The sequence below is a fragment of the Myxococcus sp. CA033 genome (genome assembly GCF_013336625.1).
Classification (GTDB): domain Bacteria; phylum Myxococcota; class Myxococcia; order Myxococcales; family Myxococcaceae; genus Myxococcus; species Myxococcus llanfairpwllgwyngyllgogerychwyrndrobwllllantysiliogogogochensis.
On the sequence record NZ_JABUMU010000005.1, the window covers coordinates 213,013 to 225,056 of the forward strand.

12 protein-coding genes are annotated in these 12,044 nt (G+C 69.1%); 6 read left to right on the forward strand and 6 right to left on the reverse strand.

Annotated features, from left to right (window positions below):
- Positions 1-3: 3 nt before the first annotated feature.
- A complete protein-coding gene (locus HUA78_RS16000; RefSeq protein ID WP_217442496.1) occupies positions 4-987 on the reverse strand; it encodes an AraC family transcriptional regulator in 984 nt (327 codons plus the stop codon).
- 73 nt (positions 988-1,060) lie between these two features.
- Between HUA78_RS16000 and HUA78_RS16005 the strand changes: the two genes are divergently transcribed.
- The 3 genes from HUA78_RS16005 to HUA78_RS16015 all read left to right on the forward strand — a co-directional run bounded on the left by HUA78_RS16005 (position 1,061) and on the right by HUA78_RS16015 (position 4,924).
- The gene (locus HUA78_RS16005; RefSeq protein WP_174476640.1) at positions 1,061-1,906 is read left to right on the forward strand and encodes an SDR family oxidoreductase; all 846 of its coding nucleotides are present in this window, start codon (positions 1,061-1,063) and stop codon (positions 1,904-1,906) included.
- Positions 1,907-1,989: 83 nt separating this feature from the next.
- Entirely contained in the window at positions 1,990-3,402 is a 1,413-nt protein-coding gene (locus HUA78_RS16010; protein ID WP_174476641.1) for an alpha/beta fold hydrolase, read from the forward strand.
- A 223-nt stretch (positions 3,403-3,625) separates the two neighbouring features.
- Positions 3,626-4,924 carry a WD40 repeat domain-containing protein gene (locus HUA78_RS16015; RefSeq protein WP_174476642.1) on the forward strand — a complete coding sequence of 433 codons (1,299 nt, stop codon included), beginning with the start codon at positions 3,626-3,628 and terminating at the stop codon, positions 4,922-4,924.
- 27 nt (positions 4,925-4,951) lie between these two features.
- Here the strand turns inward: HUA78_RS16015 and HUA78_RS16020 are convergent, their stop codons facing one another.
- Positions 4,952-5,836 (reverse strand): sigma-70 family RNA polymerase sigma factor, encoded by an 885-nt coding sequence (locus tag HUA78_RS16020; RefSeq protein WP_174476643.1) that lies wholly within the window; start codon positions 5,834-5,836, stop codon positions 4,952-4,954.
- Between the two features lie 126 nt (positions 5,837-5,962).
- Here HUA78_RS16020 and HUA78_RS16025 point away from each other — a divergent pair, with 126 nt between their 5' ends.
- Complete coding sequence (locus HUA78_RS16025; protein WP_141641480.1) at positions 5,963-6,424, forward strand: carboxymuconolactone decarboxylase family protein; 462 nt, start codon at positions 5,963-5,965, stop codon at positions 6,422-6,424.
- Between the two features lie 65 nt (positions 6,425-6,489).
- On the opposite strand, the gene HUA78_RS16030 is transcribed toward HUA78_RS16025, so the two are convergent.
- Both HUA78_RS16030 and HUA78_RS16035 read right to left on the reverse strand, forming a co-directional pair.
- The gene (locus HUA78_RS16030) at positions 6,490-7,191 is read right to left on the reverse strand and encodes a hypothetical protein (RefSeq protein WP_174476644.1); all 702 of its coding nucleotides are present in this window, start codon (positions 7,189-7,191) and stop codon (positions 6,490-6,492) included.
- Between the two features lie 147 nt (positions 7,192-7,338).
- Positions 7,339-8,394 carry an alkene reductase gene (locus tag HUA78_RS16035; RefSeq protein WP_174465204.1) on the reverse strand — a complete coding sequence of 352 codons (1,056 nt, stop codon included), beginning with the start codon at positions 8,392-8,394 and terminating at the stop codon, positions 7,339-7,341.
- 89 nt (positions 8,395-8,483) lie between these two features.
- Here HUA78_RS16035 and HUA78_RS16040 point away from each other — a divergent pair, with 89 nt between their 5' ends.
- Positions 8,484-9,410: a LysR family transcriptional regulator gene (locus tag HUA78_RS16040; protein WP_174476645.1), complete on the forward strand. Its 927-nt coding sequence runs from the start codon at positions 8,484-8,486 to the stop codon at positions 9,408-9,410.
- A 166-nt stretch (positions 9,411-9,576) separates the two neighbouring features.
- Here the strand turns inward: HUA78_RS16040 and gcvA are convergent, their stop codons facing one another.
- Positions 9,577-10,494 carry a transcriptional regulator GcvA gene (gcvA, locus tag HUA78_RS16045; protein ID WP_174462719.1) on the reverse strand — a complete coding sequence of 306 codons (918 nt, stop codon included), beginning with the start codon at positions 10,492-10,494 and terminating at the stop codon, positions 9,577-9,579.
- Positions 10,495-10,615: 121 nt separating this feature from the next.
- Between gcvA and HUA78_RS16050 the strand changes: the two genes are divergently transcribed.
- Positions 10,616-11,221, forward strand: a complete 606-nt coding sequence (locus tag HUA78_RS16050) for a LysE family translocator (protein ID WP_174462720.1) — start codon at positions 10,616-10,618, stop codon at positions 11,219-11,221.
- 4 nt (positions 11,222-11,225) lie between these two features.
- Here HUA78_RS16050 and HUA78_RS16055 read toward each other — a convergent pair whose 3' ends face one another.
- The gene (locus HUA78_RS16055; RefSeq protein ID WP_174476646.1) at positions 11,226-12,002 is read right to left on the reverse strand and encodes a hypothetical protein; all 777 of its coding nucleotides are present in this window, start codon (positions 12,000-12,002) and stop codon (positions 11,226-11,228) included.
- Positions 12,003-12,044 lie beyond the last annotated feature (42 nt).

The following is a 12,044-nucleotide window of genomic DNA, read 5'->3' on the forward strand; positions in this document are numbered from 1 at the left end:
GCCTCAGGCGGGCGCGCCCGTGGCACTCGATGGGGTCTGCTGACGGATGAACCGCCGGAACTCTCCCGGCGTCCGCGCGTGGACGCGCTGGAAGGCCCGATTGAAGGCCCCGGCGGACTCGTACCCGACGGCGTCAGCGACCTCCGCGAGCCCCAGGTCTCCGTCCCGCAGCAGGCAGCCCGCCTTGTACATCCGCCAGCGCGTCAGGTACTCCAGCGGCGTCTCACCCACCTTCGCCTTGAAGTGCAGCGCGAAGGCGGAGCGTGACATGCCCGCGATGCGGGCGAGCGCCTCGACGGACCAGGGCTGTGCGGGCGCGTGGTGCATGGCCCGCAGCGCGGCCCCGAGCGGTGCGTTCCCCAGCGCCGCCAGCCACCCCAGCTCCCCCGCGCCTCCCGACGTGTAGTGCGCGCGAATCATCTGCACGAAGAGGATCTCCGCCAGCCGGTTGATGACCACGGGTGAGCCGATGGCGGACGTCGCGGTTTCGAGCGCCAGGAGGTTGAGCGTCGCCCCCAGCGCGCTGGCCTGCGCCTCGTCACCCCGCACACAGAGGACGCTCGGCAACAGCTCGAAGACCGACTGGCCGCTCCACGCGTCGAACTCGAACAGCCCGGTGATGACCTGGGTCGCCGCGCCGCCACCGCCAAAGCGCAGGAGGTCTCCCGTCTTCGTGCGGATGAGGGCCTCCCCATCCTGGGCACGCGTGCGCGGCGCATCGCGCACCGTGACGCCCAGCCCGGCCGCGACGACGTAGCAGTCCCCGCCACGCAGGGGGATGGCCTTGGGCTGCCCTGTCACCTCCAGCCAGCAGCTCCCCCGCGTCACCAGTCCGAACTTCGCGTGCGGTGAGCCGGGGAAACGCACACCCCAGGGCGCGGTCGCCTCCATCCGGCAGTACAGCGCGCTCCGGACCCGCATCGCGGTGAACACGTCGCTGAAAGGGTCGACTCCCGATGGAGCCGCTCCGTCTGGACGATTGGACACTTCATCTGGAGTTTCAGGCACTGAAAGTCCTCCGCTCGGGACGTACTGTACTTCGCGAAAGAGAGGTTCCCACATGATTCTGGTCACTGGAGCGAATGGAACGGTCGGCAGCCTGGTCGTCCAGCAGCTCGTCGAAGCGGGGCAGCGGGTGCGCATCCTGGTGCGCGACACGGCGAAGGCGTCCAAGCACGGCGGCGCGGTGGAGGTCGTCCAAGGAGACCTCGCGAGGCCCGAGACACTCGGCGCGGCCTTCGCGGGCATCGAGAAGCTCTTCCTGCTGACGACGGGGCCCGCGCGAATCGAACTTCACGGGCTCGACGCGGCCAGGGCCGCTGGCGTGCGCCACGTCGTGAAGTTCTCCTCGATGGGTTTTGGTCCGACCCGCGACGCGCTGGCCATCGGCAACTGGCATCGTGACGTGGAGGCGGCGCTGGAGTCCTCCGGGCTCGCGTGGACCGTCCTGCTCGCGGGCGGGTTCAACACCAACGCGCTCGGCTGGGCGCACACCCTCAAGACGCAGGGCACCGCGTTCGCCGCGACGGGAGAAGGAAAGGTGGCGGTGGTGGACCCCAGGGACCTCGCCGCCGTCGCTGTCTCCGCGCTCACCCAACCGGGGCACGAGGGCAAGCGCTACGAGCTGACCGGCCCCGAGGCGCTGAGCTTCGACGAGCAGGTGGCGCTCATCGGCGCGGCGGTGGGAAGGCCCCTGCGCTTCGTCGACGTGCCTCCCTCGGCGGCACGCGACGCGATGTCGCAAGCGGGCATGCCCGCGCCGCTCGTCGAGGGGATGCTGGAGGTGATGGCGACCATCAAGGCCGGCGGCGCCGTGACGGTGTCCCCCGCCATCGAGCAGGTGCTGGGACGCAAGCCCCGCACCTTCGCGGCGTGGGCGAACGAACACGCCGCCGCGTTCAGGTAGCCCCGCGACAGCGGTCCTCCTCGGGCTCGCCGCGCGCATCGCCGCCAGCGAGCCCCCTCACCTCGTCTTCCGGAAGAACCCCCATGTCCCTCGAATCACTCCGTCCCAGCGCCCCCATGACGTGGACGCGGCCCCGCGTCCTCCACCTGCTCCATTCGGGCCTGCGTGCCTCCGTGCCCACCGTCCTCCTCGCGACGCTCGCGATGGAGGCACGGCCCCTTGCACACGGGCTCTCCTTCTTCCCGGAGCTGCGGTACGCGGTCCTGGCTCCCATGTGTGTCCTCGTCGCTGTACTCGCCGCCTTCGGCCACGGCTGGCTCACCGGGCGAGTCTCCCGGCCCCGTTCGATGCTGGCGATCGCCACACTGGGACTGGCGCTGGTGCTGCTCCTCGGGATGGCCGTGCTGGGCCGTGACGGACTCGCCGTCGCGGCACTCCCCACCTTCATCACCGTGGCGCTCGCCGTGGCCTGGCTCGCTCCACGCGCGGTCGAACAGCCCTCGCGCTCACGCGTGCGGACAGTCGCCCTCGTGCTCCTCGGCGCGCTCGAAGCCGCGGGCGTGGTGACGGCGCTCGCGGGGGAGCACGAACTGCCCCACGGCCCGGAGTCCCTCGTCGGCGAGATTCCTCGCGCGATGTTCGACGCCGAGCACCGGTTCGTCGACCTCCCCAGTGGCGCGCGCATCCACTATGTGGACGAGGGCACGGGCGACACGCTGCTCTTCCTGCACGGCAACCCCTCGTGGTCCTTCCAGTGGAGGGATTTGATTCGAGGACTGCGCGGCTCCTACCGCTGTGTCGCCCTCGACTACCCGGGCTTCGGCCTGTCGACAGCGCCTCCCGGCTTCGGCTTCACACCCGGCGAGCAGAGTCGCGTCCTGGAGGAGTTCGCGGAGCACCTCGGCCTTCGCGACGTGACGCTGGTCATGCAGGACTGGGGCGGTCCCATCGGCACGCACTTCGCGGCGCGGCGCCCCGAGCTCGTCCAGCGCGTCATCCTGGGAAGCACCTGGGCGTGGAAGACGAGCACGAGCGAGCCCCGGGGGATTTGGTCCGTCATCGCGGGCGGCCCCATTGGCGCGTTCGCGCAGCACCACTTCAACGCCATCGCCTCCTTCGGGCTGAAGGACAGCATCGTCCGCGAGCTTCCTCGCGATGTGCGCGACGTCTACCTGCGGCCCTTCCAGCCACTCGAGCGCCGTGGCATCGCCACTTTCTATCCAGGGCAAATCACGAAGGCGCACACCTTCTTCGAGGAGGTCGAAGCGGGCCTGCCTGCCCTCGTCCACAAGCCGGCACTCATCTTCTGGGCGCTCGACGACCCCGGCTTTCCTCAGGCGGACCGTGTCCGCTGGGAACAGACGTTTCCGAGCCACCACACCATCGAGTTCGCCAACGCACACCACTTCTTCTTCGAGGACCACGCGGACACGGTCGTCTCCGAGATTCACGCGTTCATGTCGTCGGAGCTCGCGAGGAACACGGCCGTGCCTTGAGGAGTCACACGCTTCATCGAACGAACCAGCGCTCGCGTCGGATGCGGAGTTGAGCGGCCTCGGGTACCTTGCCGAACAGCCTCTCGCCCGACGAGATGCACCAGGGGGATGTTCGTGAAGCTTTATTTCATGCCTGGAACTCGAGCCACCCGCCCGCGAGCGGCTCGTCCTACCCAGGGTCGCGCTTCGCCGAGTCGACCTTGAAGTGGAACCAGGAGGACAGATGATGAACCAGCTCGCATGTGGCCATGCCGCACCTCTCGCGGGACAGTGGTGTGCGCACCTCGTGGAGGACGAGGACGCGGGCTACCACGTCCGCTTCACGGGCCAGGGCGTCCACCACGACCTGCTCTGCGAGGACTGCGCTCGGGTGGCCCTGCCTGGCCAGGAGTTCCGGAGCATCTGCGCGGCCTGCCAGCACGTGAGGTTGGGGAGGACCTCCGCGCTGATGGGCATCATCGGACGCCCCGGCGTGCGCACGCGGGCGACCGCGCTCCACTTCGAGCACCGGGAGCACTCCCTCCCCGCACTCGCGGGCCAGACACTTCGCGGCCTCATCGCGCTGGGCACCGAGCCTCGCTCGCAGTGGCTCGCGGTGAACGAACGGGGCGAGCTGCTTCGCCTCGACCTCGAAGAGGGTTCGCTCACGCACACAGGTGTCGTGGGCACGGGCACGCTCGACCTCTCCGCCGAGCTGGTGCTGCACGTCTCGCCGTGCGGGCGCTACGTGGCGGTGGTGAACTCGCGCGGCGCGAAAGGCCTCGTCATGGAGCTGGCCTCCGGCAAGGTGACGATGCCGCTGGACCGGGGCTCGTACCATGAGAAGCGCTGCGAGTTTCCCGTGGCCTTCTTTCGCGACGGCACCAGGACGCTGCTGGCGCACGCAACGGCCTGGAACCGACTGGACGTGTCGGACCCGGCCACCGGGGAGCTGCTGACACCGCGAGAGTCCACCCGGCGAGGCAAGCCCGGCGAGCCCCGGACACAACACGAGCTCGACTACTTCCACTGCGGCCTGACGGTGTCTCCGGATGGGAACTGGCTCGTGGACGACGGGTGGGTCTGGCACCCGGTGGGCATCCTGACCGCCTTCTCCCTGCGGCGCTGGGTCCACGAGAACGTCTGGGAGTCCGAGGACGGCCCCTCCCTGAAGCAGTTGCGCGAGTGCTCGTACCACTGGGATGGCCCGCTGTGCTTCGTGGGCCCGCGCACCCTGGCCGTCTGGGGCTTCGGCGGGGATGTCGACACCCTGCTCGACGCCGCGATGCTCTTCGACGTCGAGACCGGGAAGCTGGTGCGATGGTTTCCAGGACCGCGCGGAGCGTTCAGGTGCGACGGGAACCTGCTGCTCGTGAGCGCGAAGGACACGGGCACCACCGTGTGGGATGTGGGGACGGGCGAGCGGCTCCTCCAAGACTCCACCGTGGTGCCCACGGCGTGGCACCCGGCGGCCCGCCGCTTCCTGACCGTGCTGCCCGACGGCCTGCTCCGGGAGAGCAGCTTGAGCGGCGCGGCCTGGTGACGAGCGCCTCCCGGAAGTCGACGCGGCTCAGGCCGGGAACACCGCCAGCTCCAGCCGCCCCAGACGCTCCGGGTCGAAGATGGATTCGAGGGCGAGGACCTTCCCATCGCTGATGGTGAAGACGAGGACAGAGAGCAGCCGTCCTCCCGGAGCCACGATGAGTCCGACCTTTCCGTTGATGAGCCCCAGTTGAGCGAAGCCGCCCCGGGCCGCGTTGATCTGCGCCTGCCGGGCAACCTCTCTCGCCCCGCGAGCCTCCCTCGGTGCTCCCGCGGGCAGAACCCGCGCATCCGTGCGCGCGACGATTTCGGGGTCCAGCACGGCGAGCAGCGCATCGAGGTCTCCACTGCGCGCGGCGGAGAGAAAGGCGGCGACGACGTCTCGCTGCGCGGTGAGGCCCGCCTCCGGTGACAGGGCCGCGCCGTGTACGCGACGACGCGCGCGGCTGGCGAGCTGCCGGGCCGCCGTCGCATTGCGCCCGACGATGGGCGCTATCTCGTCGAACGTCAGGGAGAACATGTCGTGCAGCACGAAGGCGATGCGCTCGGGAGGGCTCAGGGCTTCAAGCACCACGAGCAGCGCGAACCCCACCGAGTCCGCCATGAGCGACTCCTGCTCGGGGTTGCCGCTGGCCGCGTGACTGGCGAGCAGCTCCACGCCCTTGCTTTCCGAGGGCTCCTCACGGCGCGACTCGCGTGAGCGCAACTGGTCCAGGCACACGCGCGAGACGACCGTGGTCAGCCAGCCCCGCAGGTTCGCGACGTCACCGGTGTCCGCCCGGCTGAAGTGCAACCAGGACTCCTGGACGGCGTCCTCCGCGTCGCTGAGTGAACCCAGCATCCGATAGGCCACCGCTCGCAAGTGGACCCGGTGTGCCTCGAAGCCCTCGGCCCGCAGATTCTTTTCGTCCACCGGTCACACTCTTTCGCTGAGGTCCGTCACCGCGGCGCCGAACGTAACGCAGCCGGAATGACACGCACGCGGATGTTCGGTCCACCCATCAGCCAGGGCCCTGGAGGCCCTTGGAGCGTCCTCACCATGAACTCCCGCATGAAGAACCCCGCGATGGTCGTCCCCGAGGCCATGAACGCCCTGCAGGCCCTGGCGGCGGCCACCCACAAGGGCGGCGTGCCGCAGAAGACGCTCGACCTGGTCCACCTGCGCGCCAGTCAAATCAACGGCTGTGGCGTCTGCGTGGACATGCACCCGCGCATGGCCAAGAAGGCCGGGGAAACCGATGACCGCCTCTTCGCGGTGGCCGCCTGGCGCGACACGACCTACTTCACCGACGCCGAACGCGCCGCGCTGGCACTCACCGAGTGCGTCACCCGGCTCAGCGACCGCTCGGACCCCGTCCCCGACGACGTCTGGAAGGAAGCGGCCCGGCACTACGACGAGACGGCCCTGGGGACCCTGGTGATGTCCATTGGCCTGGTCAACCTCTGGAACCGGCTCAACGCGACGACGCGGCAGGTGGCCAACCCCCACGCCCGCTGGTAGCGCGGCGTCGGCTCGCCGACACCGTCAACGTCGAGAGGTCGAACGTCCGATGAACGAGGAGCCCTTCAGGTTCCAGCCCTGGAGGGTCGTCGCTTCTTTTCGTTGCGCCGGGCGGTCACGGGCTGCTTCGCCGGCTTCGTCAGCTTTGGCTTCGTCAGCTTCGGCTTCGCCAGCTTCGGCTTCTTCGCCGACACCTTCTTCTTCGGGGGCAGTTGCTTCTCGATCCAGGCGTCGTAGGCCGTCGTTCCGAAGACGTGCCCCTCCACGAGGTGCTGGAGGTACTTCTCATCCGTCACTTCCACCGAGAGGTCGAAGTGATGAAGACGCGCCCAGGCGGCGTCCAGGAAGAGTCCCTTCCCCTTTTGCTGGAGGGGGGAGAGCTCGTCGATGATCTTCTGCAGCCGCCCTTCGCCGACCGCGTTGTGCCGCGCGAGAAGGTGGGAGCGCGCCACGAAGCGCGGCGTGTGTTCGGCGTGCCACGCGGCGTCCCAGACGGGGGGCTCGCCCAGCTCCGCATGAAGGGGCGACTTTGCCTTGCTTGATTTCTTCGCCAGGGCGACCCGTTCCCTCGCCACGGCCTTCGGCAAGCCCCTCACCAGAAACTCGGTAGGGTCAGCGCGTCTCTTCGCGTCCAGGAGCAGCATCAAGCCGAAGGCGCGGCCTGAAGCGTAGTCCGTGAAGCCGCCACCAAAGCCGGTCAGACAGTGCAGGGTGACTTCCCGCCCCGCTGTCTTCCCCACCCGCACATAGTACGTATCCGTGGACACGAGGTCCTCCGCTCGAGGCTGCTGTCAGCAACGGCCCTCATCTGCCCACGGAATGTCAGCGATACAAAGCGGTATCTCCGATGTAGGTGCCATTCAGTCACCGATGCCGTGATGACGCGGGGCCTTGTCCGGGCCGTGGGCTCGCCGTCAGCCGAGCGCGGGGTAGTCCACGTAGCCTTCCGCGCCCGGTGTGTAGAGCCGCTGGAAGTCAGGGGCCGCGAGTTCGGCATCGCCCTTCATCCGTGCGACGAGGTCAGGGTTGGCGATGAAGGGCCGGCCGAAGGCAATCAAGTCGGCGCGTCCCGCGTCGAGCGCGGCCTGCGCGCGGTCACGGGTGAAGCCCCCGTTGAGGATGATGGGCCCGCCGAAGGAACGTCGGATGGCGTCCGCCGTCGCGGTGAACCCCTTCTCCACGCTCGCGATGAGGTGAACGTAGACCAGGCCGCGCAGCTCACGCGCCAGCACCGTGTACTGCTCCTGGACACCCTCGTGGGCGGGCAGGTCGTTGTAGGTGCTGTAGGGCGAGAGCCGGATGGCCACGCGCTCCGCGCCGATGGCCTCGGACACCGCCCGCACCACCTCCACGACGAAGCGGGCGCGGTTCTCCGCGCTGCCACCGTAGGCATCCTCGCGACGGTTGGTGTGCGGGTGGAGGAACTGCTCCAGCAGGTAGCCATTGGCGCCATGGAACTCGACGCCGTCGAAGCCCGCCGCGATGGCATTGCGCGCCGCCTGGACCAACTCGTCGCGAGTCGCGCGGAGGTCCGCCTCGCTCATCGCCTCCGGGGACGGATACGGCTGCAGGCCCGCCTGGTCCGTGTACATGGTGCCCTCGGGACGCACGGAGCTCGGCGCGAGGATGCGGGCGTTCGCCGGGAGGTTGTGCGGATGCGCGATGCGCCCCACGTGCATGAGCTGGGCGAAGATGCGCCCGCCCGCCTCGTGGACGCTCCGGGTGATGGCGCGCCACCCGTCGACCTGCTCCGGAGAGAAGAGGCCCGGGATGCGGGCATAGCCCAGCGCGTTCGGAGACGGCGCGATGCCCTCGGTGATGATGAGCCCGGCGGAGGCACGCTGCGTGTAGTACTCGCGCATCAGCGCGTTGGGCAGCGCGCTTGGCGCCCGGCTGCGAGTCATTGGCGCCATCACGACGCGGTTGGTGAGTTCGGTGGGGCCCAGACGGTAGGAAGAAAAGAGGTTCATGAGTCCGCTCCTTGGCGGGGTGACGCCAGGGAATGTGCTCCCGTGGGGTATTGTGGCCAATCGAATGATTTGGGAAGTACTGTCCGGCCATGCGGACAATCCGTCAGGCGGACCCCAACGCCGTCATCGCGTTCCTGGAGGTCGCCGAGCAGGGCAGCTTCCGGGGCGCCGCGCGCAAGCTGGGCATCCCCAAGTCGACGCTCAGCCAGCGGGTGGCGGGGTTGGAGGAGCACCTCGGCGCGCGGCTCTTCGCGCGGACCACTCGCAGCCTGACGCTCACCGACATTGGCGCCAGCTACCAGCGCGAGGTCGCCCCGGCCATCGCCGCCTTGCGCGACGCCGAGTCCGTGGTCGGCAAGCTCCAGGCCCATCCGAGCGGGCGCCTGCGAATGACGATGCCCTTCGAGCTGGGGCAGAACGTGCTCGACACCCTGCTCGCCGTCTACGCCTCCCGCTATCCCGAGGTGAAGCTGGAGGCGGACCTCACCGACCGGCGCGTGAATCTGGTCGAGGAGGGCTACGACATCGCGGTCCGCGCAGGCACCCTGGACGACTCACGCCTCATCGCCCGGCGCCTGGGCGCGCCTCAGCAGATAGGGGTGTTCGCGAGCCCCGCATACCTGCGTCGCGCGGGCACGCCCAAGGAGCCTCGGGAGCTCATGAAGCACCGCTGCCTGGCGATGACCGGCTCCAATACGCCGACGACGTGGACCTTCCGGGGAGACAAGAAGCCTCTCTCCGTGTCCATCGTCCCGAGCGTCGCGGTCAACAGCTTCCGGGTGCTGGTCGCCCTGGCCGTAGCCGACGTGGGCCTCGCGCGACTCTCCCAGATTCACTCCGCCGAGGCGGTGGCCGCCGGAACACTCCGCGAAGTGCTCCAGCGCTTCGCGCCACCTCCCGTGCCCCTCTTCGCCGTGTACCCGAGCGCCCGTCACGTGTCGCCGGCCGTGCGCGCCCTGCTGGAGCTGCTCACCGAGCACTTCCAGTCCCATCCCTGGTCGCCGGCCTCGCGATGACCCATGGGGGTCGTGTGACTTCACGCTCGCCGGGATGCGCTGAGTCTCCTCACGCCTCCAGGCACGGCCAGGGGCACCAGCAACCCCATGACAGCAACAACGGAAGATGTCTTTTCGAGGTGCAGGGTCACTTCCTCCGAGGGAGGGTAACCGAGCACGACAAGGTCTACTCCCGCCTCCGCGCGACCTCGGGCACCAGCCCCAAGGCCTTCGAGGTGGCCTGGGCCTCGGCGAGCAGCCACGTCTTGAACGCGACGACGTCCCTCCGGCTCGAGAGCGGCCGGGGGTGGACCAGCCAGTAGCCGAAATCGTTGGGCAGCACCGTCGCGAAGGGCCGCACCAGCCGCCCCGCCTTCAGGTCATCCGCGGCGAGCAGCAATCGCCCGAGCGCCACGCCATCACCCTGCCGTGCGGCCTGAAGCACGAGCCCGGCATCGTTGAACGCGAAGCCCTTCCCGGTGTCCACGCCGTCAACGCCAGCGGCATCGAGCCAGCGGCGCCACCCGTCCTTCGGCGTGTCATGGAGGAGGCGCACCTTCCCCAGGTCCGACGGCGCGCGCAGCTTCCTGGCGAGGGCCGGGCTGCACACGGGCGCGAGCACCTCCGGCGCGAGCTGCTCCGCCTTCAGTCCCGTCCACCGTCCCAGCCCGGAGCGGATGCCCACGTCGAAGCGGTCGTCGAGGAAGTCCCACAGCTCGGACACGCTGCTCAGGTGAAGCTCGATGTCGGGATGGAGCCGGCGAAATCCCTCCAGGCGCGGCAGGAGCCAGGACGAAGCGAACGAGGGCAGCACGGTGAGCCGCAGGGGCCCCTGCTCCGCCTCGTACAGGCGCGTGGTCGCTTCCGACAGTCGCTCGAACACGGGCGTCAGCTCGCGCAGATACGCCTTGCCCTTCGTCGTCAACGTCAGCGCATGTCCCCGGCGCTCGAAGAGCGAGACGCCGAGCCAGTCCTCCAGTTGGCGCACCTGGTGGCTGATGGCCGCCTGGGTGACACGCAACTCCGTGGCGGCGCGGGTGAAGCTCAAGTGCCGCGCCCCGGCCTCGAAGGCACGAAGGGCGCCGAGCGGTGGAATGCGGCGCATGCTCGATGAGCTCCCTTTATCGAGCGCGCGAGGATAGCTCGCTGGGTGCTCGGCTCGAAATGGAGTTTGTGTCCCTGCTCGCGCCCCATCACCACCACGAGGGCGCGTGGGGGCTTTCGCCATGATTCCCGCTGAAGTGTGGGTGATGTTCCTGGGCTACACCGTGCCGATGGTGTTCAGCCCCGGGCCCGGCAACACGGTGCTCGCCACCGCGGGCGGACGCTTCGGCATCCGGGGCTCGCTGCCGTTCTGGACGGGCTTCGAAGCGGCCAATGTCGCCCTCTGCCTGCTCTACGGACTGGGGCTGGGCCGGGTGCTGCATGGGATTCCCTCGCTGCACCACGTGCTGCGCTGGTGCGGCGTCGTGTACCTGCTCTACCTCGCGTGGGGCTTCTTCCGTGCCTCCAGCTCGCCCTCCGGAGCGGAGGACGAACCGGAGCGGCTCGGCTTCGTCGAGGGCCTCCTCACGGTGGCCCTCAACCCCAAGATTCACTCGATGGTCCTGGTGATGTTCTCCCAGTTCCTGAACCCGGCGGGAGCCCTGCTCTCGCAGGCCGCGCAGCTCACCGCGGCCTTCCTCGTCGTCTGCGTGGCGTGCCACTTCCCCTGGATTTACGGAGGGAAGCTCATCCTGGGACGCTTCCGCTCCGAGCGCGCCCTGCGCATCCAGGGGTGGACGTTCGGCGCCTGCATGGTCGCCGTCGCCGCCTATGTGGCCGTCGCCTGAGTCGCTAATCCGACCAGGTCATCACCTCGATGTAGCGGACGGAGTCTCGCGTGTTGTTGACGGACGCCACCACGTAGCCGCCGATGTCCCCGGGGCCCGTGCGGCCGTACGAGTCATGCCAGGACGCGACGTAGTAGCGGGCTCCAGTGCCCGCGTGCGCGCTCAGCCAGGCGAGCGCGCCGTTGACCTCGGCCGCGCTCGGCGCCTGGCCGAAAATCGTCGAGCCGAGCCTCGCGCTCAGCTCCGCGTACGTGACGGGCGCGAAGGTGGACGACTGCGGACCGAAGTAGCCGTAGTAGGTCCACTGGAGCGTGGTCTGGTTCGCCACACCTTCGCCCTCGGGGATTCCACCCTCCTGAATCCACGCGTTGCTCGCCAGCCGGCCGCTCGCGCCGAAAATCTGCGCGGGCGTCTGGGCCGGCGAGGCCACGTCCAGCGGTGACGTGGTCGCCGCCCCGTCATTCAGCTCGTGATAGCGGAACAGGTAGTCCCGGGCCGAGGTGTCGATGCCCGTGAGGAACGTGGGGCTGGCGACCTTGCCCGCGAGATAGGCGTACTCGGCGGCGTCCGTCTGCCCGTCGTCGGAGCTGAGGAACGACTCCAGCGCGGTCTTCACTTCCGAGCGAATCACCGTCGTCCCACCCGTGCTTCCACTCGCACGGGCCGCCGTCATCCGAGACTCGAACAAGGGGATGGAATAGGTGCTGCCCCACGCGAAGGCGGAGGGAGCGGCGACGGCGGACAACACACAGAGCGCGGCACGCAGCGAGGAGGGCTTCATGGGTGTAGGACCTTTCTGGCCGTCCGGACGCCGGACGGGCTA

Excerpts from the sequence above, each read along its gene's own strand:
- HUA78_RS16005 (WP_174476640.1), top strand. The coding sequence starts at position 1,061 with ATGATTCTGGTCACTGGAGCGAATGGAACGGTCGGCAGCCTGGTCGTC.
- HUA78_RS16010 (WP_174476641.1), top strand. The coding sequence starts at position 1,990 with ATGTCCCTCGAATCACTCCGTCCCAGCGCCCCCATGACGTGGACGCGG.
- HUA78_RS16015 (WP_174476642.1), top strand. The coding sequence starts at position 3,626 with ATGATGAACCAGCTCGCATGTGGCCATGCCGCACCTCTCGCGGGACAG.
- HUA78_RS16025 (WP_141641480.1), top strand. The coding sequence starts at position 5,963 with ATGAACTCCCGCATGAAGAACCCCGCGATGGTCGTCCCCGAGGCCATG.
- HUA78_RS16035 (WP_174465204.1), bottom strand. The coding sequence starts at position 8,394 with ATGAACCTCTTTTCTTCCTACCGTCTGGGCCCCACCGAACTCACCAAC.
- HUA78_RS16040 (WP_174476645.1), top strand. The coding sequence starts at position 8,484 with ATGCGGACAATCCGTCAGGCGGACCCCAACGCCGTCATCGCGTTCCTG.
- gcvA (WP_174462719.1), bottom strand. The coding sequence starts at position 10,494 with ATGCGCCGCATTCCACCGCTCGGCGCCCTTCGTGCCTTCGAGGCCGGG.
- HUA78_RS16050 (WP_174462720.1), top strand. The coding sequence starts at position 10,616 with ATGATTCCCGCTGAAGTGTGGGTGATGTTCCTGGGCTACACCGTGCCG.
- HUA78_RS16055 (WP_174476646.1), bottom strand. The coding sequence starts at position 12,002 with ATGAAGCCCTCCTCGCTGCGTGCCGCGCTCTGTGTGTTGTCCGCCGTC.